The sequence below is a fragment of the Streptomyces sp. NPDC093089 genome (assembly GCF_044754405.1).
GTDB lineage: Bacteria > Actinomycetota > Actinomycetes > Streptomycetales > Streptomycetaceae > Streptomyces.
The window spans coordinates 49,025-71,044 of the sequence record NZ_JBIVPA010000014.1 but is presented as its reverse complement, the minus strand read 5'-3'; the positions used below and the strand labels follow the sequence as shown (position 1 = coordinate 71,044).

Sequence of the window (22,020 nt, the reverse complement as noted above, 5' to 3'; positions counted from 1 at the left end):
GGGTCTGGTCGTGTACCCCCCGGTGGTCCTCATCAGTACCCGGGGGTGTCGGCGCGGCGGAAATCCCGTACGACCGGTTGGCCGTGAAGCGGACAACATGCCACGGTAAGTACAGGTTTGAACGGAGTTGATCTTGCTGTCGCACGCGACAGGAGCACCCCGGAGCGAAGATCTTACGGAGAAGATGATCTTTCTCTGGACGATCTTCGGTTCCGGGGTGCGCGGTGTGGGCCGGCCCACGCGGCCAGACTGTCCTGAAACGGCCTCAGCCCCGGGGAGCCTTCCGTCGCGCCCGCAGCCACTCCCTGTTCATCGCCGCGATCGACGGCAGGGGGATCCCCTTCGGGCACGCGGTCGCGCACTCCCCCGTCAGCGTGCAGCCGCCGAAGCCCTCGGCGTCCATCTGGGCGACCATGTCGAGGACGCGGGTCTCCCGCTCGGGCGAGCCCTGCGGCAGGACGTTGAGGTGGTTGACCTTCGCCGAGGTGAAGAGCATGGCCGAGCCGTTGGGGCAGGCCGCCACGCAGGCGCCGCAGCCGATGCACTCGGCGTGCTCGAAGGCGGAGTCCGCGTCGGCCTTGGGCACGGGGGTGGCGTGCGCCTCGGGGGCGGCCCCGGTGGGGGCGGTGACGTAGCCGCCGGCCTGGATCACGCGGTCGAAGGCACTGCGGTCGACGACGAGGTCCTTGACCACCGGGAAGGCGGACGCGCGCCAGGGCTCGACGTCGATCGTGTCGCCGTCGCGGAAGGAGCGCATGTGGAGCTGGCAGGTCGTGGTGCGCTCGGGGCCGTGGGCGTCGCCGTTGATGACGAGGCTGCACGCCCCGCAGATGCCCTCGCGGCAGTCGTGGTCGAAGGCCACGGGGTCCTCGCCGCGCAGGATGAGGTCCTCGTTGAGGGTGTCGAGCATCTCCAGGAAGGACATGTCGGCGGAGATCCCGTCCACCTCGTAGGTGGCCATGGCGCCCTCGGCGCCGCCGTTCTTCTGGCGCCAGACGCGCAGGTTGAGCCTCATGCGTAGCTCCGCTGGGTGGGGTGGACGTACTCGAACGCGAGGTCTTCCCGGTGGAGGACGGGAGCGCCGGCGCCGCCGAACTCCCAGGCCGCCACATAGGCGAACTCCTCGTCGTCGCGGGCGGCTTCGCCGTCGGGGGTCTGGGACTCCTCGCGGAAGTGGCCGCCGCAGGACTCGGCCCGGTGGAGCGCGTCGAGGCACATGAGCTCGGCGAGTTCCAGGTAGTCGACGATCCGGTTGGCCTTCTCCAGGGACTGGTTGAACTCCTGTCCCGTGCCGGGGACCTTGATCCGGCTCCAGAACTCCTCCCGGATCTTCGGGATCCGGTCGAGGGCGGTGCGCAGGCCCGCCTCGGTGCGGGCCATGCCGCAGAACTCCCACATGAGTTCGCCGAGTTCGCGGTGGAAGGAGTCGGGGGTGCGGTCCCCGTCGACGGCGAGGAGGAGGTTCAGCCGGTCCTCGGTCTCGGCGAGCACCTCCCGCACGGCCGGGTGCTCGTCGGTGACGGGCTCGGCGTGGGGGTGGCGGGCGAGGTAGTCGTTGATGGTCGCCGGGAGGACGAAGTAGCCGTCGGCGAGGCCCTGCATGAGGGCGGAGGCGCCGAGCCGGTTGGCCCCGTGGTCGGAGAAGTTGGCCTCGCCGATGGCGAAGAGGCCGGGCACGGTCGTCTGGAGGTCGTAGTCCACCCAGAGTCCGCCCATCGTGTAGTGCACGGCCGGATAGATCCGCATGGGGACCTCGTACGGGTTCTCGGCGGTGATCCGCTCGTACATGTCGAAGAGGTTGCCGTACTTCTCCTCGACCGCTCCCCGGCCCATGCGCCGGATGGCGTCGGCGAAGTCCAGGTAGACGCCCTGGCCGCCGGGGCCCACCCCCCGGCCCTCGTCGCAGACGTTCTTCGCGGCGCGGGAGGCGATGTCACGGGGGACGAGGTTGCCGAAGGAGGGGTAGATCCGCTCCAGGTAGTAGTCGCGCTCGTCCTCGGGGATGTCGGCGGCGGGGCGGGTGTCGCCCTTGGCCTTGGGGACCCAGATGCGGCCGTCGTTGCGCAGCGACTCGCTCATCAGGGTCAGCTTGGACTGGTGGTCGCCGGTGCGCGGGATGCAGGTGGGGTGGATCTGGGTGAAGCAGGGGTTGGCGAAGTACGCGCCGCGCCGGTGGGCCCGCCAGACGGCGGTGGCGTTGGAGTTCATGGCGTTCGTCGACAGGTAGAAGACGTTGCCGTAGCCGCCGCTGGCGAGGACGACCGCGTCCGCGTAGTGCGTGGAGATCTCGCCCGTGACCAGGTCGCGGGCGACGATGCCGCGGGCCCGCCCGTCGACGACGACCAGGTCGAGCATCTCCGTACGGGCGTGCATCTCGACGTTCCCGGCGGCGATCTGCCGGGACAGCGCCTGATAGGCGCCGAGCAGCAGCTGCTGGCCGGTCTGGCCGCGGGCGTAGAAGGTGCGGGAGACCTGGACGCCGCCGAAGGAACGGGTGTCGAGGAGTCCGCCGTACTCACGGGCGAAGGGCACGCCCTGGGCGACGCACTGGTCGATGATCTCGACGGAGATCTGGGCGAGGCGGTGGACGTTGGACTCGCGGGCGCGGAAGTCGCCGCCCTTGACGGTGTCGTAGAAGAGCCGGTGGATGGAGTCGCCGTCGTTGCGGTAGTTCTTGGCGGCGTTGATGCCGCCCTGGGCGGCGATGGAGTGGGCCCGGCGCGGGGAGTCCTGGAAGCAGAACTGGACGACCTGGTAGCCCTGTTCGGCGAGGGTGGCGCCGGCGGAGCCGCCCGCGAGGCCGGTGCCGACGACGATGATCCGGTGCTTGCGGCGGTTGGCGGGGTTGACCAGCTTCGCCTGGAAGCGGCGGGTGTCCCAGCGCTCGGCGACGGGTCCTTCGGGTGCCTTGGTGTCGGTGATCGGCTCGCCGGTCACGTAGTCGAGGTAGCTCATGGTCAGCTCACCACTCCGGTCATGACGGCGACGGGGACGGAGACGAAACCCGCGGTCAGGACGAGCGCGAGGGTGTTCGCGAGGGCCCGCAGCAGGCGCTCGCGGCGGGCGTTGCCGACGCCGAGGGTCTGGGCGGCGCTCCAGAAGCCGTGGCGGACGTGCAGGCCGACGGCGAGCATGGCGACGATGTAGACGACGTTGCCGTACCAGGTGGAGAAGGTGTCGACCACGTTCTGGTAGGGCTTGCCCTCCTCGAAGCCGCCGGGGTGGACGGTGCCGGTGGTCAGGTCGAGGACGTGCCAGACGATGAAGAGGGCGAGGACGATCCCGCCCCAGCGCATGGTGCGGGTGGCGTACGAGGCGCGCCTGCGGCGGTGGACGTACGCCGTGGGGCGGGCCTTCAGGTCGCGCCGGCTGAGCTGGTACGCGGAGACGGCGTGCGCCACGACGGCGGCGACCAGCACGATCCGGACGAGCCAGAGGGCCCACTCGTGGTGCAGGACGGGGGCGCCCATGACCCGCAGCCAGTGGCCGTAGGCGTTGAACTCCTCGGGGCCGAAGAAGACCTTCAGGTTGCCGGCGACATGGGCGACGAGATAGCCGAGCATGATCAGCCCGCTGACGGCCATGACCGTCTTCTTGCCGAGGGTCGACGACCAGAATCCGCGTGACGGTGTGGGGGACGGCGGGCGGCCCGCCGTGCGGTCCCTCGTGGGTGCCAGAGCCATGCGTACGACGCTAGGGCCGAAGGACCCGAGAGGTCCAAGACATGGTCCGGCTGATCTCGATAGGTCGCGCCTATCCATATCGCCTACGCTGGGACCATGCAGTTCCAGCAGCTCCTCTACTTCGTCGCCGTCGCCGAGACCCGCCACTTCACCCGGGCCGCCGAGCGCGTCCACGTCTCGCAGCCCTCGCTCTCCCAGCAGATCAAGGCGCTGGAGCAGGAGTTGGGCGCGGAACTCTTCAGCCGGGCCCGCGGGAACATCACGCTCACCGACGCCGGCGAGGCGCTGCTGCCGCTCGCGCGCCGCATCCTCGCCGACACCGAGACGGCCCGCCTCGAAGTGCAGGAGCTGGCCCAGCTCAAGCGGGGCCGGGTGAGGCTCGGTGCGACGCCCAGCCTGTGCACGGGCCTGCTGCCGGACGTCCTGCGCACCTTCCACGACCTGCACCCGGGGATCGAGCTGCTCATCGAGGAGGGCGGTTCGCACGACCTCGTACGGGAGCTGGCGCGCGGAGCGCTCGACCTGGCGCTCGTCGTGCTTCCGCTGCCCTCCCCGTCACCGGCGCTGACCACGGTCGAGCTGCTCCGGGAGGACCTCGTGGTGGTCTCCAGCGCCTCGGCCCCGCCGCCGCGCCGGCCGGTGCGCATCACGGACCTGCGCGACCAGCCACTCGTCATGTTCCGCCACGGCTACGACCTGCGGGAACTCACCGTCGGGGCCTGCCGGGCGGCCGGCTTCGAGCCCACCTTCACCGTGGAGGGCGGCGAGCTGGACGCGGTCCTCGGTTTCGTACGGGCCGGCCTCGGGCTGGCGGTGGTGCCGACGATGGTCGCGGCGCGCGCCGGCCGCGACCTGCGGGTGACGGCCCTGGCCCGGCCCGGCCTGCGCCGCACCATCGCCCTGGCCCACCGCAGCGACGTGGCGCCGCCGAGGGCGGCGCGTGAGCTCCAGCGGCTGCTCATGGCCTCCCGCCGGGGCGCCTGACGCCCCCGGCCGTCACCGGCCCGGGGCCTCTCCGGCGGATCCGGGGCGGACGGCGCGGACGAGGGCGACGGCCTCGTCCGTACGGCCCGCGCCGCAGACACGGAGGATCTCGGCGAGTCCGGGGTGGTCCGCGTCGAGGAGTCGGGCCGCGTCGAGGATGTCGAGGGCGCTCGCGCGACCGGTGAGGAGCTCGCGCAGGCGCAGGGCGAAGCGCAGGTCGGAGTCGGGGTCCGCCGGAGGGGTCTCGCCCGCCTGGTGCGGGGTCACGGCGGCACCGAGGGAGTCCTGGCCCGGCGTCCTGCTGGCACGGATCTCGACGAGGGCCCGGGGTGCGTCCCCGGCCGGCACCCCTCCGGCGCGGACGCCCTGGGCGAGGTGGAGGACGGCGGAGAGCCGGGCGGCGGCGTCGGGGTTGGCGATCCTCGCGCGCTGCCCGCGCATGACGAGGCTCAGCATGGCGGGGGAGATTCCCAGGGTCTCGGCGAGTCCGGACTGGGTCAGGCCGAACAGGCCGCACACGTCCCGGCAGAGGTCGCCGAGCGGAGCTCCGTACCACTGGCGCTGGAGCTCCTGGTTGCGGGCGACGGTGGTCTCGTCCATGCACAGGACGCTAGGGCGGCAATTGACACTTGTCAAAGGGAGTTTTCATATGTCAATCTCCTCGCCGGAAGGCACGACCTCACCCACCCTCACTGATGGGACGTCACCATGACCTGGAAGCGCACCACTTCGCTCGCCGCCGTCGCCGCCCTCGCCGTCCTCGGACTCACCGCCTGCCAGTCGGAGGGCGGCGACGCCAAGGGCGGCGCCACCGCCACCGCGACCACCCAGGCCCCGGCCGACGGCTCCGGCGGCGCCGGCACCGCGACCCCGGACGCGCCCGCCGACGGCGTGAAGAAGCCGGACGACCTGCCCGCCGACCTGCCGCTGCCGTCCGGGGAGCTGACGTCCGTGACCGGCGACACCGGCGGCTACGTCATGACGTACGCCGCCACGGACCCGAAGGGCGTCCTCGCCGAGTACCGCAAGGCCCTGGAAGGCGCCCAGTACACGGTGGTGGACATCGCGGGCGTCTTCACCGCCACCTCGGACAAGACCTCCGTCTCGGTCGTCACCACCGCCGACACCGTCGTCCTCACGCTGGCCACCCTCTGACCCGCCGCGCCGCGGAGGTACTCTGCGGCGCATGGAAGCAGGGGGGATGCTCGCCGGGCGGTACCGGCTCGTGGCGCCGGTGGCACGCGGAGCGCAGGGCGCGGTGTGGCGGGCCGTCGACACGCACGGCGGCACGGAAGTGGCCGTGAAGGTGTCAGGGAGCGCGGACCTGGAGTCGTTGCTGCGGCTCGTCTGCGAGCAGTCGGTCCGTCTCGGCCACCCCCATGTCCTCACCCCCGTCGACTGGTTCGTCCGCGAGGGCGAGGCCTGGCTGGTGCTGCCGCTGGTACGCGGCGGCACCCTCGCCGGACTCCTCGCCGACTACGGCGAACTCCCCATCGAGGCAGGGCTTTTGATCGCCCAGCAGCTGATGGAGGCACTGGTCGCCGTGCACGGGGCGGGGCTCGTGCACCGTGACGTGAAGCCCTCCAACCTGCTGCTCGCGGCGAGCGGACCCGGCCGCCCGTTCCTGTACCTGAGCGACTTCGGCCTGGCCCGGGTGCTGCCCCATCTGCGGCTCACCTCGACGAGGTTCGTCGCGGGCACCCCGGACTACCTGGCCCCGGAGGTCCGCGCCGGGTCGGGCGGCGGTCCCGAACAGGACGTCTACGCGGCGGGGCTCGTACTCCGCGAACTCGGGGCGCCCGAAGCCCTCGTGGCCGCGATGACCGCCGACGCCCCCGGCGACCGTCCGACGGCTCGCGAGGCCCGCGACGAACTGGCCCGCCGCCGGGCCGCCTCGGGACCCGTGCGGTGGCCCGTCCTGTGGGACGGCGAACCCTTCCTGATTCCGGACCAGTTCACGGACGAACCACTGCCCCGGGTGGAGCCGCCCCGGCCCGCCGCGCCGGCCTCCACCCCGTCCGTGCCCGCCGCGCCCGCGTTCGCGCAGGCGGCAACGCCCCCGGCGGTGCGCCGTCGCCGGGGGCGGGTGGCGCTCGGGGCGGCCGTCCTGGGGGCCGTGGCCCTCACCGCCGCCGCGATGACGGCCTTCGCCGCGCTCACCTCTGAGGCAGGGGCCGGAGGCGCTCCGGCCGGCTCCTCGCCGGCCCCGGTCCGCACGGTGCCGCCCCACGCCGAGGAGGGGCCTCCCGACCCCGCGGGACCCGCCGTGTTCGCCCCGTGCGCCCCGGAGGAGGCGCTCGCCGTCTCCTTCAGCCCCGAGGGGTACCTCCTGGTCTGCGACCACGTCCCGGCCACCGCCCGCTACGAGTGGACCCCGCAGCTCTCCGAGGAGTACTAGGCCCTGTCCGGGTCGGGGGCCGCCGGGTTCAGACCGCGTCCGCCAGGAGGAGGGAGTGGATGCGGTCCGGGGCGCCGGGGCGGGCGTAGTACCAGCCCTGGGCGGTGTCGCAGCCGAGGTCTCGGAGCTGGCGGGCCTGGGCCCCCGTCTCCACGCCCTCGACCGTGACGGCGAGCTCCAGGCTGTGGGCCAGGGAGACGATCCCTTCGACGATCTTCAGGTCGACCGGGTCCACGGGGTGCTGCTGCATGCCCCGGGTGAAGGAGCGGTCGAGCTTGAGGACGCTCACCGGAAGCCGGCGGAGGTTGGCGAGGTTCGAGTAGCCGGTGCCGAAGTCGTCGAGCGCGATGTCGACGCCCATCTCGGCCAGCTGCCGCAGCGGCTTCAGGAGGTCCTCGTCGGCGCCGATCAGGGCGGACTCGGTGACTTCGAGGCAGAGCGCGCCGGGTTCGAGTCCCGAGCGCTCCAGGACGTCGACGGTGTCGGCGACCAGACGCGGATGGTGCAGCTGGGTCGGCGAGAGGTTCACGTTGATCCGCAGCGGGCCGCCGTCGGCGTGCCGGGTCTGCCAGAAGCGGGCCTGGCGCACGGCCTCCTGGAGCACCCAGCGGCCGAGGGGCACGATGAGGCCGGTGTCCTCGGCGAGCGGGATGAAGCGGTCGGGGCCGAGCACCCCGTGCTGCGGGTGGCACCAGCGGACGAGGGCCTCGGCGCCGTGCACGCTGCCGTCGTCGAGGTGGACGAGCGGCTGGTACTCGATGAAGAACTCGCCGCGCTCCAGGGCAGTGGGGAGGGCCGTGGTGAGTCCGTGCCGGGTGATGGCGCGGGCGTCGGCCTCGGGGTCGGCGAGCTCGAAGCGGTTGCCGCCCGCGGACTTGGCCCGGTACATGGTGATGTCGGCGCTGCGCAGCACTTCGGCGGGGGTCCGCTCCCCCGCCGGTCCCTCCACGACGCCGAGGCTGCCGCGGACGGTCAGTTCGCGGCCGTCGATGCGGAGGGGGGTGGCGAGGGCGGCGAGGATGCGGTCGGCGAGTTCGGTGACGTCCCGTTCGCCGCCGGGGGCGGTGGTGAGGGCGACGAACTCGTCGCCGCCGAGCCGGGCGACCATCTCGCCCGCGCCGGTGACGCAGCTCTGCAGCCGGTCGGCGACCTCGACGAGCAGCCGGTCGCCGGCGGAGTGGCCGAGGCTGTCGTTGATGACCTTGAAGCCGTCGAGGTCGAGGTAGCAGAGGCCGAAGCGGGCGTTGTCGCCGGGCACGAGCGCCTTCTCCAGGCGCTCGAAGAACAGGGTCCGGTTGGGCAGGCCGGTGAGCGCGTCGTGGGTGGCCTCGTACCGCAGGCGCAGGTGGAGCAGGCGCCGCTCGGTGGTGTCCTCCAGGAGGGCCAGCTGGTACTGGGGCCGGCCTTCGGCGTCGCGGAGGAGCGAGACGGTGAGGTTGGTCCAGAGAACCGTTCCGTCGCCCCGGTAGTACGGCTTCTCCACGCGGTAGTGCTCGCGCTCGCCCCGGACCAGTTCCTCGTACAGCTTCCAGACGTGCGGACCGTCCTCGGGGTGGACCCACTCGCTGACGTTCCGGCTGCGCATCTGGCCCTCCATCCCGCCGAACATGCGGGTGAGGGTCTCGTTGATCTCCAGGATGTTGCCGTCGAGGTCGGCGATGCCGATGCCGATCGCCGCCCCGTCGAAGACCGCGCGGAAGCGGCTCTCGGTGGCGTGCAGGGCGATCTCGGCGGCGCTGCGGGCGGCGAGCGCGGAGCGGGCGATCGCCTCCTGCTCGGCACGGGTCCGCTCGCGCAGGGCCTGCGCGTAGCCGGTGGCCATGGCGTGCTGGAGCCGGGCGCAGCGGGCGCGGAGCTCCTCGGCCGGCAGGTCCGACTCCGTACCGCAGTAGAGCACCAGGTACGAGTCGACGACGCCGAGGCTGCGGCCGAGCGCGTCCGGGTCGGTGCAGTGGGCCTCGATCAGGGCCGCTCCGGTGCGCTGGGCCGGGACCGTGTCGAAGGGCCGGGCGTGCAGCGCGTCGCACAGGGTGCGGGCCAGCGGCAGCAGGTGCCCCTCGAATTCGGCGCGGGTCAGCGAGGTGGCCGTCACCGGGAAGATCGCGCGGCTCCAGATGGTGACGAAGCGCCTGAGCCTGTCCTCCGGGCCGTCGGCCTCCGCGAGTGCGCCGGTCGGCTGCGACGGGACCTTCACGCTTTGCGCCCCACCCCTGCGAAACCGGAGAAGGCGTAGGGATCCTCCTCCTCGACCGGGCTCTCCGGTCGCCAGAGGGGCATCGGGACGAGGCCGGGCTCGACCAGTTCGGTGCCCTCGAAGAAGCGGGCGATCTCGCCGCTGGAGCGCATCACCAGGGGGTTGCGGATGTTCCGGTAGACCCCCACGGTGCCGTCCGCCTCCTCCTCGAGGAGCGGGATGCCCTCGTAGGAGGCGTGGGTGACGACGACGAGGCTGCCGGGGGCGAGGGCTTCGAGCAGTTCGGCGACGGCCTCGTACGGGCGGTCCTCGTCCTCCAGGAAGTGGAGGACGGCGACGAGGAGCAGCGCCACCGGCCGGTCCAGGTCGAGGAGCCGGGACACCTCGGGGCTGTAGAGGATCTCGGCGGGCTTGCGCAGGTCGGCGGCGGCGACGGCGGCGGCCTCGTCACCCTCCAGGACGGCGCGGCTGTGGGCGACGGCGACCGGGTCGTGGTCGACGTAGACGACGCGCGAGGCGGGGTCGGCGGCCCGGGCGACCTCGTGCACGTTGCCGAAGGTGGGTATGCCGGAGCCGATGTCCAGGAACTGGGTGACGTCGTTGTCAACGGCGTGGCGGACGGCGCGCCGCATGAAGGCACGGTTCGCCTGCATGATCTTGGGCAGGCCAGGCATGAACTCCATGGCCTTGCGGGCCGCTTCCCGGTCCACTTCGAAATTGTGCGAGCCGCCCAGATAGAAGTCGTACATACGGGACACGCTCGGCACCGAAATGTCGATACCAGGCGGAGCCCAGGCGGGACGCTCCATCAATGTCTCCAACAAGTCGCCATGGGGGACGCGGCCATGTGTTCGCGGCCGGTGTTCGAGGTGAGGCTACTGATCGCCCGCCGGGAGAGCGAGTGGAAACGGAAATTAGCGATCCGTTCTTGGTCACACGCCATTGGCACGTGCTCCTGGAACGCAGAGTTCACGCCTTCAGGCTGTGCAAATTCACGTGCATATGATCGTGCGTCGGCTACTCCGGCGACGCCTCTCACCACCCGACGGTGGCCCAGGTCCCTTCCGTACCTCGGGCGTTGCCGCCGTCGGGACCCGGTCGCCGGTGCAGGATGCCCCGTCGACCGCCCGGTCCGACAGGGCGACAACCGGACACTTCTCGTCGCGGAGGCCGGAAGGGCCCTTCTCGGCCCTCCGTCCGGAATCACGGGGGACACCGATACCGGGCATTGTGCCGAATCCGTCTACGACACACGGCGAAACGTCAAGTCCCCACAACCGGAGATCCCCTCCATCCGGCGAATCCCCGGCGTTTCCGCCACGGCGCGCCGCTCCTGTGATCAAGCTCGACGGCGTGCCTCAGTACGGATCACTCCTCGCGCGGCCGCTGGCGGCCCTGGGACTGGTGTGGCTGCTCGCCTCACCCGTGCCGGCCGCCGCCGACGCCTGCGCCCATGCCACCACCGACCAGGGCGGCTCGACCATCGCGGTGGCCGTCGCCGGCGACGGCCCCGACGACGGCGGACGGGCCGACCGCCGGGACCGGGGCCGGGGGAACGGCCGCGGCCACGACGGCAGCGGCGGCGACGACGGTCGCGGCAAGGGCCACGACAAGGGCAAGGGCAAGGGCCACCAGCACCACCACCCGAAGCCCTGCCACCCCGAGCCGCCCCCGCCGTGCCCGACGCCCACGCCCACGCCCACCCCTACGCCGACGCCCAAGCCGCCGAAGCCCTCCCCGTCCCCGACGCCCACACCGAAGCCGGAGCCGCCCCCGCCGCCCACCCCCGAGCCCCTCCCGCCCCGGCCCGTCCCGAAGCCGCCGGCCACCAGGCCCGCACCCCCACCGGTGCCGCCGAAGCCCGCGCCGCCGACCACGAGGCCCCCCGAGCCGGCTCCGGCGCCGCCGCCTCCGCCGTCCGCGCGCCCCAAGCCCCCGGCGCCCACCCCGGTGGCGCTGCCCCACTACCGCCCCGTCACGCAGACCAAGCGGGAGGGAGGCACGTCCATCGTCACCGCGACGCTGATGATCACCGCCCCGGCCGTGCTCGCGACGGCGATCCTGCGCCCCCGGTCCAAGTGACCCGACGCACCGCCGATCCGCCGTCCCACCGGGCCGCCGTCCCGCCGCCCGTCCGTCCGCCGAGTCCCGTCCACCCGCTGAGTCCCGCCGGAGAATCCCCATGTCCGAATGGCTTGTTCTGACCCTTGCGATGGCGGCCGCCTGCGCCGTCGTCCTCACCATCGTCGTCATCAACAACCGCCGGATCCCCGAGGACGACGACCCCAGCGAGACCCCCGACGTCATCGAGTACATGACGATGATGATCGGCGTGATCTACGCGATCGTCCTCGGTCTCGCCATCGCCGGCGTCTGGGAGGCCCGCGGGGCCGCCCAGGAGACCGTCCGGCAGGAGGCGCAGGCCATGCACGAGATCTCGGCCCGCGCCGAGGTGTACCCGCAGGCCGTCCGGGACGGCATCCGCGCCGACGTCGACGCGTACGTCTCGTACGTGGTCGACGAGGAGTGGACGCACATGTCCGAGCACGGCGAGCTGAGCGACGAGGGCACCGCGCTCCTGGAGCGGGTCCGGCGCAGCGTCACCGACTACCAGCCCGCCAACGACTTCGAGGGGCAGGCCTACCAGCCGCTGGTCGACCAGGTGGCGGCGGCCGACGACGCCCGGGGGGCCCGCGGGCAGAACGCGGGGGCGACCATGCCGGGGGTGGTGTGGTTCGGCCTCATCATCGGCGCCCTGGTCACCGTCGGCCTGATCTTCACGCTCCAGATCCGCAGGACCGGGCGCGAGTTGCTGCTCGCCGGGCTCTTCAGCGCGCTGATCGCGTTCCTGCTCTTCCTCATCTGGGACTTCGACGCGCCGTTCGGCCGGGGCATCTCGGCGACCGCCACGCCGTTCACCGATCTGTTCCCGCAGCTCACAGGGTGATCCGGCACTCCCGAATGGGCCGCACGGGGGACACCGGTGCCCCATTCGCACGTCTGGGATCGCGGTTGTGGTAGTGCGCTCCTAGCGTGTCGGACATCGAGGTGTACGCAAGGTCTTCGGCGGAAACCCCCTTCCGCGGCTGCCCCTCGGGACCCGGAGGATTCACCATGCGCGCGATACGTGCCGCGTCCACTGCCCTGCTGGGGGCGGCCGCCCTCGCCCTGGCCGCCCCCACCGCCGTCGCGTCCGACGGCACCCCCGCCAACGGACCGCGGGCGCCGAAGGCCAGGGCCACGGGCGATTTCGTCGTGTCGCCCTCGCTCGTCGCCCCGGGCGGCCGGGTGACGCTGAGCGCGCCCGGGTGCGCCAGTACGGCGACGGCCTCGGCCGGCATCTTCGACACCGTCGTCATCGCCCCGGGCTCGGCGGCCACCGCCACCGTGGACATCGACGCCAAGGCCGGTGCCGTCTACACGGTGTCGTTCAACTGCACGGGCGGGATCCAGGACACCGTCGACCTGACGATCACCGGGACCCCCACCGCGAGCCCGACCATCAGCGCCACGATCCTCACTCCCCCGCGCGGGGTGCAGGGCGGTCTCGGCGGCTCGATGGAGGACGGCGTCGAGCCCTTCGAGCTGGCGGTCGGCGGTGCGCTGGTCGTGGCCGCGGCCACCGGCCTCGTGTTCGTGGTGCGGCGCCGCTCCGGCTCCGCCAGCCGCCACTGAGCGGGCACCGCGGCCGGACCGGAGCGGTGTGCGGCGGCCCGGACGCCCGCCGCCCCCGGGTCCCGGAAGGGACTCGGGGGCGGCGGGCGGAGCGGGCCGACCGGGAGGTTCGACCGGTCAGACTCCCGCGCCGGTCATACGGCGACGGCGGGCGATGAACAGTCCGCCGCCGAGCGCGGCGGCCGCGACGAGGCTGCCGCCGACGGCCATCTCGGTGGAGCTGGGGGCGAGCGAGCCGCCGAGACCGCCCTGGGCGCCCTGGCCGGCCAGGACCCGGAACGGCTGGGTCAGGGTGCGGCCGTTGCACTGGACGGCCAGGTTGTACTGGCCGGGCGTGGCGTTGTTGAAGATGCGGGGGGTGGCGGTCGACACCCCGTTGACGGCGGCGGGGAGCGTGGTCGTCGAGAAGGCGTTCGACGTGACCGTGCCACCCGCGCAGCCGCGGACGGTGATCGTGAGGATCGCGCCCTGGTGGACCGCGAAGGGGGACACGGTGACGCCGTTGGAACCGTCTCCGCCCCGCTCGGTCTGGAGAGGGACCGTCACGTTGCTGGGCCCGTTGGTTGCGGTGGCGAGGGGGGCCGCGAGTCCGAGCGCCGCGAACGCGGTCGCCGTCACCGCCAGAGTGCGTGCAGCACGCATGGTTGAACCTCCTGTGGAAGACGCCCCAAAGCGGTGCTCCGGGAGATTCGACGAGTACGCCTTCCATGACGAACCATCACAAGTCGGTGCGAGCCGTGCACGTCGGCACTGGGCCACCCCGGTGAGGCGACACGCCGAGGGAAGAGCCCCCTGCGGCAACGGAGCCGCAGGTCAGAGGCGGTCGGGATGCTTATCTGACGATTACTCGGATGGGTCAGCCCCGACGTCACCCGGCTGCGCCCCGGCCGCGCTTCGGCACGGGCTGCCGCGCCCGCCCCGCACTCGCTCCACCGCCACCACCGCAGCCCCAGCCGCAGCCGCCTCCACGCACGCCCCCGCACCGCCTCCGACCCGCGCCTCGGCCGGGCCGTCCGCGCCCGTCCCGTACGCCTCCGACGGCGCCGACACCCGTCCGGCAGCGGGCCCCCACCCGTTCGCGCCGTCCGGCGCGACGGCGCGCGTGACCGGCTTTACCGTTCTGACGACGCCGAGAAGGGAGAACCATGCCCCCGAAGGACTTCCGCGTCTTCGAACGCAGGAGACGCCGACCCTGGGGCGTCCTGGCCCTCGCCATGCTGTCCGGACTCGCGATGATGCGCAACGGGGTGGACATCTCCGACGGGCCGCCTCAACCCGCCGCCGCCGCGCGGCCGGTGGCGAATCCGGTCGCCCCGCCACCGCCCGCCGCGACCACCGGTCTGGAGCCGCTGCCCTTCGCACCGGCCTCCCGGATCAAGATCCCGGCGATCCGGGTGGCGGCCCCCATCATGGACGTGGGCCTGGACGCGGACGACTGGGTGGCGGCCCCGCCGCCCGAGGACGCCAACCTCGCCGGCTGGTACCAGAACGGCATCGCCCCCGGTCAGCGCGGCACCTCCGTCATCGTCGGCCACGTCGACAACGCGAAGGGACCGGCGGTCTTCTACGGCCTGGGCTCGCTCCAGAAGGGCCAGCACGTCGAGGTCGAGCGGTACGACGGCCGGGTCGCGGTCTTCGAGATCTACGGCGTCGAGGTGTACGCCAAGGACAACTTCCCCGGCGTGCAGGTCTACGCCGACAACGGGGAGCCGGAACTCCGGGTGATCACCTGCGGCGGCGGCTACACGCGCGCGCGTGGCTACGACGGGAACGTCGTCGTGTACGCCCGCATGGTCGGCTCCCGCTGACCGACCGTCACACGAAGGGTCCCGCACGTGAAAGGGCCCCGGCGCCAGGAGGCTCCGGGGCCCTTTCACGTGACGGCCGGTCAGCGCTGCGGCACGGTGATCCGGTAGCCGGCGTCGAGGAGTTCGGGCAGGTAGCGCCGGAGCGCGGCGACGCTCTGGGAGCGGTCGCCGCCGGCGTCGTGGGAGAGCACGACGGCGCCGGGCGCGGCGCCGTCGAGGACGCGGCGGACGATGGGACCGGTGCCGGGTTCCTTCCAGTCGAGGGTGTCGACGGTCCAGGCGAGCGGCTCCATGCCGAGTTCGGCGCCGATCTCGAAGGAGTGCCGGTTCCAGGCCCCGTAGGGGGCCCGGTACCAGAGCGGCGCCGTGCCGAGCGTCCGCTCGACGACCTCGCTGGTGGAGCCGAGTTCGTCGCGGATGCGGGAGGGCCGGAGCTTGGGGATGAGGGGGTGGGACCAGGAGTGGTTGCCGACGACGTGTCCGTCCTCGGCCATCTCCCGCAGCAGGTCCGGGTTGTCGACGGCCATCTCGCCGCAGACGAAGAACATCGCCCGGCACGCGTGGCGGCGCAGGATCTCCAGGATGGCCGGGGTGTAGCGGGGGTCGGGTCCGTCGTCGAAGGTCAGCACCATCGAGCGGCCGACCCCCGACATGCTCAGGAACGGCCGCTGCCGCACCGGCGGCAGCGCGCGCCGGAACGCCGGCGGTGCGTAGGCGGTCATCGGCTGGAGCCGGTACGCCGTGGGGCTCAGCCTGGCGGCGGCCTGCGGTCCGGGGGCCGGCGCCGGGCTCGCTCCGCCGTGTCCCGCGCCGGGGGCGCCCTGGGGTGCGGGGGCGGCTCCGGGGGCCGGTTCGGGCGTGCCGAACCGGTCCGCCGCGAGGACGCCGACGGTGGCGGTGGCGCCGAAGGCGGCGGCGAGGCGCAGCACCGCCCGGCGCCCGCTATTCATCTCATCCTTTTTCATGACTAATGGTTCGTACGAGGGAGGCCCCGCGCACCCCATCGACACCGGCCACCCGTCCGAAAACACCCGTTGAGCGCATCGCCCCGGAGCGGGGGCGGGGCGGGCGCGGGCGGTCTACCTCCCCATCACCAGGCCGTCCTCGGCGGCGCCGCGGCCCAGCACCACCTGCCGGATCGTGTCGCGGATCTCGGCGTGCCGGGCGTTGCCGGGGTCGGCGGCGCCGAGGTTGACCACGCGCCCGCGTGCGGTGTCGAACCACTGGGGGACGAACTCGGCCTTGGTGACCTCCCACCGCGCGCCGGGGGTCCGGGGCGGGGCGAAGGTGAAGCGGCCGAGGGTGCCCTGGTTGCCGCGCGGGTCGTAGGCGCCCTCGTGGTTGATCATGTCGCCGGCGATCTGGTCGCCCATCCCGTAGACGATCCAGGTGCCGTTGACCTTCTCGTAGGCCTGGGGAACGTGGGCGTGCGTTCCGACCAGGAGATCGATGTCCGGGCGGCCGCCGGTCCGCGAGGCGGTGAGCGCGCGGCCGAGCGAGAGCTGCCGCTCGTCGGGCTCGGTCTGCCATTCGGTGCCCCAGTGCACGCTGACCACGACGACGTCCGCGCCGGCCGCCCGGGCGGCGCGCGCGTCGGCGACGACCTTCTTCTCGTCGAGCAGCTGGACCGCCCAGGGCTGCCCCTCGGGCAGCGGGTAGCCGTTGGTGTCGTAGGTGTAGGCGAGTTGGGCGACGGTGGCGCCGCCGGCCTTGAGCAGGGCGGGCCGTCCGGCCTCCGCGGCGGTGCGGGCCGAACCGGCGTGCCGGACGCCCGCCTCGTCGAGCGCGTCGAGGGTGCGGCCGAGGCCCGCGGCGCCGTCGTCGAGGGTGTGGTTGGAGGCCGTGGAGCAGGAGTCGTAGCCGGTGGCCTTCAGCGCCGCGGCGACCTCGGGCGGCGACTTGAAGGCGGGGTAGCCGGTGTAGGGCCCGCCCTCCTTCCCGTACACGGTCTCCATGTGGCAGAGGGCGATGTCGGCACGGGAGACGACGGGCTTCACGCCGGAGAGCATGGGGCCGAAGTCGTACCCCGCGCCGCCGGCGTCCTCGGCCGCGCGCCGGATGATCGAGTCGTGCGGGAGGACGTCACCGGAGGCCACGAGGGTGAATCCGGCGGACGCGGAGGCTCCGCCCGGTGCCGCGGACGGGGCCGCCGGGGAGCGGCCCGCGCCCGCCGAGGCCGCGGGCGCACGCCCGCCGGGGCCTTCGCCGCCGGTCCCGTCGGTGCAGCCGGTCGCCGCCGCGAGCAGGGCGGCGGCGAGCGCCACCGCTCCCGCGGGTCTGGTGCGTGAGGTCATGTGCGGCACTCCACCCAACTCATCTGATGAACATTTGTTCTGATGACTTGAGCGCGCGCAAAAGCCTCAGTCAAGGGTCAAGGCCGCGGAGCACCAGGAACCACACTGAAACGGACGCAACGACTCCGCCTGACCGTTCGCCGTACCATTCGTCGCTCGGTGCGACCGTTCGGCGCAGACCGCTGTCCGTTCCCTGTCCCCCGCCTTCCGCATGCGCTCGTATACGCCCCGGACGACGAGCCGCGGGAGAGGTGGGCGGGATGACGACGGCGACGACCGACGAACGGACCCTGGAGGAGTTGCAGCGGGACCACGGCCCCGCGCTGCTCTCCTTCCTGCTCGGGCTGACCTACGGGGACCGCCAGCGGGCCGAGGACCTCGCCCAGGAGACCCTGGTGCGCGCCTGGCTCCACCCCGAGGCCTTCGACGGCGCCTACGCCTCGATCCGGCCCTGGCTCTTCACCGTGGCCCGCCGCCTCGCCATCGACGCCCGGAGGTCCCGGCTCGCCCGGCCCGCCGAGATCGGCGACGGCGTCCTGGCCGTGACACCCGACCCGGCCGACGCCACCGCCTCCGCCGAGGCCGCGCTCGATGTCCGCGCGGCCGTACGGGAGTTGAGCCCGGAGCACCGCGCGGTGCTCGTACGGCTCTACTTCCACGGCCTCACCGTCAACGAGGCCGCCGTGGACCTCGGCATCCCCGCCGGGACCGTCAAGTCCCGCTCGCACTACGCGCTGCGCCAGCTCGGCCGGTCGCTGCCCGGGTACCGGCCGCGCCGCGCGGGCGTTGCCCGCCCCCGGGCCGGGGCCCCACAATGACGCCGTGACGCTGACACTCGCCGCCGCCGAAAAGGTCCTCGCCGACAACTTCGCCCCCTGGGTGCTCGACCTGGGGCTCACCGTCGAGTCGGTCTCCGCCGACGGTGCCGGGGCCGTGCTCCGGCTCCCCTGGTCCGACCGGCTCGCCCGGGAGGGCGGCGGTCTGTCCGGGCAGGCCCTGATGGCCGCCGCCGACACCGCGACGGTCATCGCGGTCGCCGCGGCCCGCGGCGGGTTCGTGCCGATGACCACCGTCCAGCAGTCCATCAGCTTCCAGCGCGCGGTCGTCGGCGCCGACGTCCTCGTGCACGCCCGGCTCACCAAGGCGGGCAAGCGGATGGCCTTCGCCGACATCGCCATGACGGCCGACGGCACGGAGGAGACCGCCGCCCACGCGACCGCGGTGTACGCGCTCCTCGGCTGAGCCCCGGCCCGACCCCGGCCGGACCTTCACCACACCCGCCTCTCCCACCCCTCGCGACCCGCCTGACACCAGGAACCCCACCGGCACCGATCCGGCCGGGAAACGTATCCGAAACCACACGGGCGAGTTGAGCAAAGCGGGACCCGCGGGCGCCCTTCTCGGAGGAGGCTCTCCCCCAGGCCCTGACGTCCGGGTCCCCGACGTCCGGGAGAAGGTGGGAGCGTTGCTGCCCGAGAGCACGAACGGCACCGGCGGCAGAGGAGGCGGCGACCTCGCCGTCCCGATGGCCTGGCTGTGCGCCGAGTACGTGGCCGGCGAGGTGCTGCGGGCCGCCGCCCTCGTCGCGCCCGGCTCACTGGAGTACCGGGCGGGCCTCCAGGCCCTGGCCCTCACCGTCCACCTCTCCGGGGAGCCGGACGGACCCGCGGTCGGGTGGGCCGCCGGCCCCGCCGACGCCTGGCTGCACCACACGGCGCACGACCGGCCCTGGCCGCCCTGGGTCGAGGAGCGGCTCGCCGCACGCCGCGCGGCCGGCGGCGACGGCCCCGACCTGGCGCTCGCGCACACCGCCTGGCGACGGCTGCGCGACACGTGGGTGCGCGCCACCGACCTCGACGGCCGCACAGCCGGGGACCCGGCCGTCCCGATCGACGAGGACGACCAGGTCTGGCTCCCCGCCTGGAAGCTCGGCCTGCCGCTCGCCCATCTCTCCCTGCACCTGCGCTGACGGTGCCGGCGCGCCTCTACGGCGCCGAACGGTGCACCCCGGGGCGGTACTTGGGGACCCGCACCGTCACCTTCATCCCCGCCCCGAGCCCGGTCTCGATGACGAGGCCGTACTCCGTCCCGTACACCTGGCGCAGCCGCTCGTCCACGTTGGAGAGGCCTATGCCGGAGCCGGCCGGGTGCTCGCCGCGCAGGACGGCGCGCAGCACCTCCGGGTCCATGCCGATGCCGTCGTCCTCGACCGTCACCACGGCCTCGGCGCCCGCGTCCCGGGCGGCGATGGTGACGCGGCAGCCCCGCTCGCGGTCCTGGAGCCCGTGCTTGACCGCGTTCTCCACCAGCGGCTGGAGGCACAGGAAGGGGAGGGTCACCGGCAGCACCTCGGGGGCGATCTGGAGCGTCACCTTGAGGCGGTCGCCGAAGCGCGCTCCGGCCAGCGCCAAATACTGCTCGACGGAACGCAGTTCGTCGGCCAGTTGGGCGAACTCGCCGTGCCTGCGGAACGAGTAGCGGGTGAAGTCGGCGAACTCCAGGAGGAGTTCCCTGGCCCTCTCGGGGTCGGTGCGGACGAAGGAGGCGATCGCTGCGAGGGAGTTGAAGATGAAGTGCGGTGAGATCTGGGCGCGCAGGGCCCTGATCTCGGCCTCCACGATCCGGGTGCGCGACCGGTCGAGCTCGGCCAGTTCCAGCTGTACGGAGGCCCAGCGGGCCACCTCCGTCGCGGCCCGCACCAGGACCGCCGACTCCCGCGAGCCGTAGGCGACGAGCGCGCCGAGGACCCCCTCCTCGCCCGTCAGCGGGGCGATCACCGCCCAGCGCAGCGGGCAGGCGGGATCGGCGCACCCGGTGGGCGCCGAGCGGCTGCGGCCGGAGTCCAGGGTCTCGGCCGCCTGCGCCGGCACGTGCGCGCGGTGGTGGTCCTCGCCGGGTCCGTCCCAGGCGAGGACCGCACCCCGGTCGGTGAGGCACAGCGCCTCGGTGCCGAGCAGCGAGCGGAGCGTGCCCGCCGCCTTGCGCGCGGTCTCCTCGGTGAGTCCGGCGCGGAGCGGGGGCGCGGCGAGGGAGGCGGTGTGCAGGGTGTGGAAGGTCGCCCGCTCGACCGGTGTGCCGAGGCCCGGGTCGGCCGCGCGGCCGCCGCGCCGGGCGGCGAACCGCCCGAGGACGAAACCCGCGGCGAGCAGCACGGCCCCGGCGGCGGCCGCGGCGGCGAGGGCGACGCCGCTCACCGGCGCGCCTCCCGGCGGTGCGGGGATCCGGTCATCGGCGGGCCTCCTGGGCGGGGACGGGTCCGGTGGCCTCCGGGCGGCCGGTGAACTCCTCGGGGAGGTGGAGCCGGGCGAGGATCGCCGGGGTGCCGGGCGGGACGCGGCGGGGCGTGGCGAGCGAGACGAGCACCATGCTGAGGAAGCCGAGGGGGACCGACCAGACGGCGGGCCAGGCCATCAGGGTGTGCGGCCAGCCCGCGGGGGCGAGTCCGGCCCGGGTCGCCATCACGGCGGCGAGGGCGGAGCCGCCGCCGAGCAGCAGTCCCGCCACGGCACCCGGCGGGGTGAGCCGCCGCCACCAGATGCCGAGGACGAGCAGCGGGCAGAAGGAGGAGGCGGACACCGCGAAGGCGAGACCGACGGCGTCGGCGACCGGCACCTTGGACGCGACCACCCCGACGGCCAGCGGGACGGCGGTGGCGAGCAGGGCCGCGAGCCGGAAGTGCCGTACGCCCCGGGAGGGCAGCACGTCCTGGGTGAGGACCCCGGCGACGGACATGGTGAGTCCGGAGGCGGTGGAGAGGAAGGCGGCGAACGCGCCGCCGGCGAGGAGCGCCCCCAGGAGGTCGCCGAGGAGTCCGCCGAGGATCCGGTCGGGCAGCACGAGGACGGCGGCGTCCGCGGAGCCGGTGAGCGCGAGTTCGGGGGCGTAGATCCGGCCCAGGGCGCCGTAGAGCGGGGGCAGCAGGTAGAAGGCGCCGACAAGGCCGAGCACGACGAGGGTGGTGCGGCGGGCGGCGCGCCCGTGCGGGCTGGTGTAGAAGCGGACGGCGACGTGGGGCAGGCCCATGGTGCCGAGGAAGGTCGCCAGGATCAGTCCGTACGTGGCGTAGAGCTGGTGCCCGTCGCGGCCGCCCGCCAGCGGCTGGGACCAGCCGAGCGGGTCGGATCCGGTGGCCGCCCGCTCGGGCAGCGGTGTGCCCGGGGCGAACGACAGGGTGGTGCCGCCGAGGACGTGGTGGGTGCCGGGGGCCAGGGTGACGGTCCGGTCGGCGTACGGGACGGAGTCGACGCGGCCGGTGACGGTGACCGTCAGCGGGTCGTCGAGCCCGATCCGTACGGTGTCGGCGACCCGGACGACGGTGTGGCCGCGCAGGACGGCCGGCGCGTCGAACCGGGCCCGGGGCGCCCCGTCCCCGTACCAGGCGGCGAGCAGGAAGAGCGCGGGGACGAGCAGGGCGGTGAGCTTGAGCCAGTACTGGAAGGCCTGGACGAAGGTGATGCTGCGCATGCCGCCCGCGGCGACGGTGCCGGTGACGACCAGGGCGACGAGCAGCCCGCCGACCCAGTCGGGGGCTCCGGTCAGGATCTCCAGGGTGAGTCCGGCGCCCTGGAGCTGGGGCAGCAGGTAGAGCCACCCGATGCCGACGACGAAGAGGCTGGCCAGCCTGCGGACCTGCGGGGATTCGAGCCGCGCCTCGGCGAAGTCGGACAGGGTGTACGCCCCTGAGCGGCGCAGCGGGGCGGCCACGAGGACGAGCAGCACGAGGTATCCGGCGGTGTAGCCGACCGGGTACCAGAGCATGGCCGGCCCCTGGACGAGGACGAGGCCGGCGATGCCGAGGAAGGAGGCGGCGGACAGGTACTCGCCGCTGATGGCGGCGGCGTTGAGCCCCGGCCCGACGGTCCGCGAGGCGACGTAGAAGTCGGAGGTGGTGCGGGAGATCCGCAGGCCGAGAGCGCCGATGAGGACGGTGGCGAGGACCACGGCGGTGACGGCGACGACGGCGTGGGTCTGGTTCACGCGGGCA

Annotated in this window: 21 protein-coding genes; 10 read left to right on the top strand and 11 right to left on the bottom strand. The window is 73.5% G+C overall.

Annotated elements, in window-relative coordinates; all coding sequences use genetic code 11:
• Positions 1-265: 265 nt before the first annotated feature.
• Genes ACIQFX_RS29560 through ACIQFX_RS29550 form a run of 3 tightly spaced genes read right to left on the bottom strand, consistent with a single transcriptional unit; the run spans position 266 to position 3,683 of the window.
• Positions 266-1,015, bottom strand: a complete 750-nt coding sequence (locus ACIQFX_RS29560; protein ID WP_402469512.1) for a succinate dehydrogenase/fumarate reductase iron-sulfur subunit — start codon at positions 1,013-1,015, stop codon at positions 266-268.
• Positions 1,012-2,955: a fumarate reductase/succinate dehydrogenase flavoprotein subunit gene (locus ACIQFX_RS29555; RefSeq protein ID WP_402469509.1), complete on the bottom strand. Its 1,944-nt coding sequence runs from the start codon at positions 2,953-2,955 to the stop codon at positions 1,012-1,014. The genes ACIQFX_RS29560 and ACIQFX_RS29555 overlap by 4 nt, the downstream gene beginning before the upstream one ends.
• Before the next feature lie 2 nt (positions 2,956-2,957).
• Complete coding sequence (locus tag ACIQFX_RS29550) at positions 2,958-3,683, bottom strand: succinate dehydrogenase (protein ID WP_402469507.1); 726 nt, start codon at positions 3,681-3,683, stop codon at positions 2,958-2,960.
• A 96-nt stretch (positions 3,684-3,779) separates the two neighbouring features.
• Between ACIQFX_RS29550 and ACIQFX_RS29545 the strand changes: the two genes are divergently transcribed.
• Positions 3,780-4,667 carry a LysR family transcriptional regulator gene (locus ACIQFX_RS29545; RefSeq protein ID WP_026058460.1) on the top strand — a complete coding sequence of 296 codons (888 nt, stop codon included), beginning with the start codon at positions 3,780-3,782 and terminating at the stop codon, positions 4,665-4,667.
• Positions 4,668-4,679: 12 nt separating this feature from the next.
• Here the strand turns inward: ACIQFX_RS29545 and ACIQFX_RS29540 are convergent, their stop codons facing one another.
• The gene (locus ACIQFX_RS29540) at positions 4,680-5,267 is read right to left on the bottom strand and encodes a DNA-binding protein (protein ID WP_402469504.1); all 588 of its coding nucleotides are present in this window, start codon (positions 5,265-5,267) and stop codon (positions 4,680-4,682) included.
• Between the two features lie 108 nt (positions 5,268-5,375).
• Here ACIQFX_RS29540 and ACIQFX_RS29535 point away from each other — a divergent pair, with 108 nt between their 5' ends.
• Positions 5,376-5,822, top strand: a complete 447-nt coding sequence (locus tag ACIQFX_RS29535; protein ID WP_402469502.1) for a hypothetical protein — start codon at positions 5,376-5,378, stop codon at positions 5,820-5,822.
• Between the two features lie 31 nt (positions 5,823-5,853).
• Positions 5,854-7,065, top strand: coding sequence for a serine/threonine-protein kinase (locus ACIQFX_RS29530; RefSeq protein WP_402469500.1), 1,212 nt, complete (start codon positions 5,854-5,856; stop codon positions 7,063-7,065).
• Between the two features lie 28 nt (positions 7,066-7,093).
• Here the strand turns inward: ACIQFX_RS29530 and ACIQFX_RS29525 are convergent, their stop codons facing one another.
• Together ACIQFX_RS29525 and ACIQFX_RS29520 are read right to left on the bottom strand one after the other, a co-directional pair.
• On the bottom strand, positions 7,094-9,259 hold the full coding sequence (locus ACIQFX_RS29525; RefSeq protein ID WP_402469498.1) for a putative bifunctional diguanylate cyclase/phosphodiesterase: 2,166 nt from the start codon (positions 9,257-9,259) through the stop codon (positions 7,094-7,096).
• Positions 9,256-10,068, bottom strand: a complete 813-nt coding sequence (locus ACIQFX_RS29520) for an SAM-dependent methyltransferase (RefSeq protein ID WP_402469495.1) — start codon at positions 10,066-10,068, stop codon at positions 9,256-9,258. Before ACIQFX_RS29520 ends, ACIQFX_RS29525 begins: the two co-directional genes overlap by 4 nt.
• A 544-nt stretch (positions 10,069-10,612) precedes the next feature.
• Here ACIQFX_RS29520 and ACIQFX_RS29515 point away from each other — a divergent pair.
• The 3 genes from ACIQFX_RS29515 to ACIQFX_RS29505 all read left to right on the top strand — a co-directional run bounded on the left by ACIQFX_RS29515 (position 10,613) and on the right by ACIQFX_RS29505 (position 12,934).
• Positions 10,613-11,341: a hypothetical protein gene (locus ACIQFX_RS29515; protein WP_402469493.1), complete on the top strand. Its 729-nt coding sequence runs from the start codon at positions 10,613-10,615 to the stop codon at positions 11,339-11,341.
• 100 nt (positions 11,342-11,441) lie between these two features.
• Positions 11,442-12,206 carry a hypothetical protein gene (locus ACIQFX_RS29510; RefSeq protein ID WP_402469490.1) on the top strand — a complete coding sequence of 255 codons (765 nt, stop codon included), beginning with the start codon at positions 11,442-11,444 and terminating at the stop codon, positions 12,204-12,206.
• A 167-nt stretch (positions 12,207-12,373) separates the two neighbouring features.
• Entirely contained in the window at positions 12,374-12,934 is a 561-nt protein-coding gene (locus ACIQFX_RS29505) for a hypothetical protein (RefSeq protein ID WP_402469487.1), read from the top strand.
• 117 nt (positions 12,935-13,051) lie between these two features.
• Here ACIQFX_RS29505 and ACIQFX_RS29500 read toward each other — a convergent pair whose 3' ends face one another.
• A complete protein-coding gene (locus tag ACIQFX_RS29500) occupies positions 13,052-13,576 on the bottom strand; it encodes a hypothetical protein (RefSeq protein ID WP_402469485.1) in 525 nt (174 codons plus the stop codon).
• Positions 13,577-14,079: 503 nt separating this feature from the next.
• Here ACIQFX_RS29500 and ACIQFX_RS29495 point away from each other — a divergent pair.
• Positions 14,080-14,742 carry a class F sortase gene (locus tag ACIQFX_RS29495; protein WP_402469482.1) on the top strand — a complete coding sequence of 221 codons (663 nt, stop codon included), beginning with the start codon at positions 14,080-14,082 and terminating at the stop codon, positions 14,740-14,742.
• A gap of 80 nt (positions 14,743-14,822) precedes the next feature.
• On the opposite strand, the gene ACIQFX_RS29490 is transcribed toward ACIQFX_RS29495, so the two are convergent.
• Together ACIQFX_RS29490 and ACIQFX_RS29485 are read right to left on the bottom strand one after the other, a co-directional pair.
• Positions 14,823-15,692 (bottom strand): polysaccharide deacetylase family protein, encoded by an 870-nt coding sequence (locus ACIQFX_RS29490; protein WP_402469480.1) that lies wholly within the window; start codon positions 15,690-15,692, stop codon positions 14,823-14,825.
• A gap of 129 nt (positions 15,693-15,821) precedes the next feature.
• Positions 15,822-17,036: a CapA family protein gene (locus tag ACIQFX_RS29485; protein ID WP_402469478.1), complete on the bottom strand. Its 1,215-nt coding sequence runs from the start codon at positions 17,034-17,036 to the stop codon at positions 15,822-15,824.
• A gap of 260 nt (positions 17,037-17,296) precedes the next feature.
• Between ACIQFX_RS29485 and ACIQFX_RS29480 the strand changes: the two genes are divergently transcribed.
• From ACIQFX_RS29480 to ACIQFX_RS29470, 3 genes are all read left to right on the top strand, one after another.
• Positions 17,297-17,854 carry a sigma-70 family RNA polymerase sigma factor gene (locus ACIQFX_RS29480; RefSeq protein ID WP_402469476.1) on the top strand — a complete coding sequence of 186 codons (558 nt, stop codon included), beginning with the start codon at positions 17,297-17,299 and terminating at the stop codon, positions 17,852-17,854.
• Between the two features lie 4 nt (positions 17,855-17,858).
• The gene (locus ACIQFX_RS29475; RefSeq protein WP_402469474.1) at positions 17,859-18,278 is read left to right on the top strand and encodes a PaaI family thioesterase; all 420 of its coding nucleotides are present in this window, start codon (positions 17,859-17,861) and stop codon (positions 18,276-18,278) included.
• Positions 18,279-18,501: 223 nt separating this feature from the next.
• A complete protein-coding gene (locus tag ACIQFX_RS29470) occupies positions 18,502-19,005 on the top strand; it encodes a hypothetical protein (protein ID WP_402469472.1) in 504 nt (167 codons plus the stop codon).
• Between the two features lie 16 nt (positions 19,006-19,021).
• Here ACIQFX_RS29470 and ACIQFX_RS29465 read toward each other — a convergent pair whose 3' ends face one another.
• Both ACIQFX_RS29465 and ACIQFX_RS29460 read right to left on the bottom strand, forming a co-directional pair.
• Positions 19,022-20,230, bottom strand: coding sequence for a histidine kinase (locus tag ACIQFX_RS29465; RefSeq protein ID WP_402469469.1), 1,209 nt, complete (start codon positions 20,228-20,230; stop codon positions 19,022-19,024).
• Positions 20,231-20,261: 31 nt separating this feature from the next.
• On the bottom strand, positions 20,262-22,013 hold the full coding sequence (locus ACIQFX_RS29460; protein WP_402469467.1) for a cation acetate symporter: 1,752 nt from the start codon (positions 22,011-22,013) through the stop codon (positions 20,262-20,264).
• Positions 22,014-22,020: the final 7 nt, after the last annotated feature.

What these genes read in the sequence shown, in the direction of transcription:
- ACIQFX_RS29495 (WP_402469482.1), top strand. Translation starts at nt 14,080, where the DNA reads ATGCCCCCGAAGGACTTCCGCGTCTTCGAACGCAGGAGACGCCGACCC.
- ACIQFX_RS29555 (WP_402469509.1), bottom strand. Translation starts at nt 2,955, where the DNA reads ATGAGCTACCTCGACTACGTGACCGGCGAGCCGATCACCGACACCAAG.
- ACIQFX_RS29520 (WP_402469495.1), bottom strand. Translation starts at nt 10,068, where the DNA reads ATGGAGCGTCCCGCCTGGGCTCCGCCTGGTATCGACATTTCGGTGCCG.
- ACIQFX_RS29545 (WP_026058460.1), top strand. Translation starts at nt 3,780, where the DNA reads ATGCAGTTCCAGCAGCTCCTCTACTTCGTCGCCGTCGCCGAGACCCGC.
- ACIQFX_RS29500 (WP_402469485.1), bottom strand. Translation starts at nt 13,576, where the DNA reads ATGCGTGCTGCACGCACTCTGGCGGTGACGGCGACCGCGTTCGCGGCG.
- ACIQFX_RS29510 (WP_402469490.1), top strand. Translation starts at nt 11,442, where the DNA reads ATGTCCGAATGGCTTGTTCTGACCCTTGCGATGGCGGCCGCCTGCGCC.
- ACIQFX_RS29550 (WP_402469507.1), bottom strand. Translation starts at nt 3,683, where the DNA reads ATGGCTCTGGCACCCACGAGGGACCGCACGGCGGGCCGCCCGCCGTCC.
- ACIQFX_RS29540 (WP_402469504.1), bottom strand. Translation starts at nt 5,267, where the DNA reads ATGGACGAGACCACCGTCGCCCGCAACCAGGAGCTCCAGCGCCAGTGG.
- ACIQFX_RS29490 (WP_402469480.1), bottom strand. Translation starts at nt 15,692, where the DNA reads ATGAATAGCGGGCGCCGGGCGGTGCTGCGCCTCGCCGCCGCCTTCGGC.
- ACIQFX_RS29560 (WP_402469512.1), bottom strand. Translation starts at nt 1,015, where the DNA reads ATGAGGCTCAACCTGCGCGTCTGGCGCCAGAAGAACGGCGGCGCCGAG.
- ACIQFX_RS29480 (WP_402469476.1), top strand. Translation starts at nt 17,297, where the DNA reads ATGACGACGGCGACGACCGACGAACGGACCCTGGAGGAGTTGCAGCGG.
- ACIQFX_RS29505 (WP_402469487.1), top strand. Translation starts at nt 12,374, where the DNA reads ATGCGCGCGATACGTGCCGCGTCCACTGCCCTGCTGGGGGCGGCCGCC.
- ACIQFX_RS29530 (WP_402469500.1), top strand. Translation starts at nt 5,854, where the DNA reads ATGGAAGCAGGGGGGATGCTCGCCGGGCGGTACCGGCTCGTGGCGCCG.
- ACIQFX_RS29485 (WP_402469478.1), bottom strand. Translation starts at nt 17,036, where the DNA reads ATGACCTCACGCACCAGACCCGCGGGAGCGGTGGCGCTCGCCGCCGCC.
- ACIQFX_RS29535 (WP_402469502.1), top strand. Translation starts at nt 5,376, where the DNA reads ATGACCTGGAAGCGCACCACTTCGCTCGCCGCCGTCGCCGCCCTCGCC.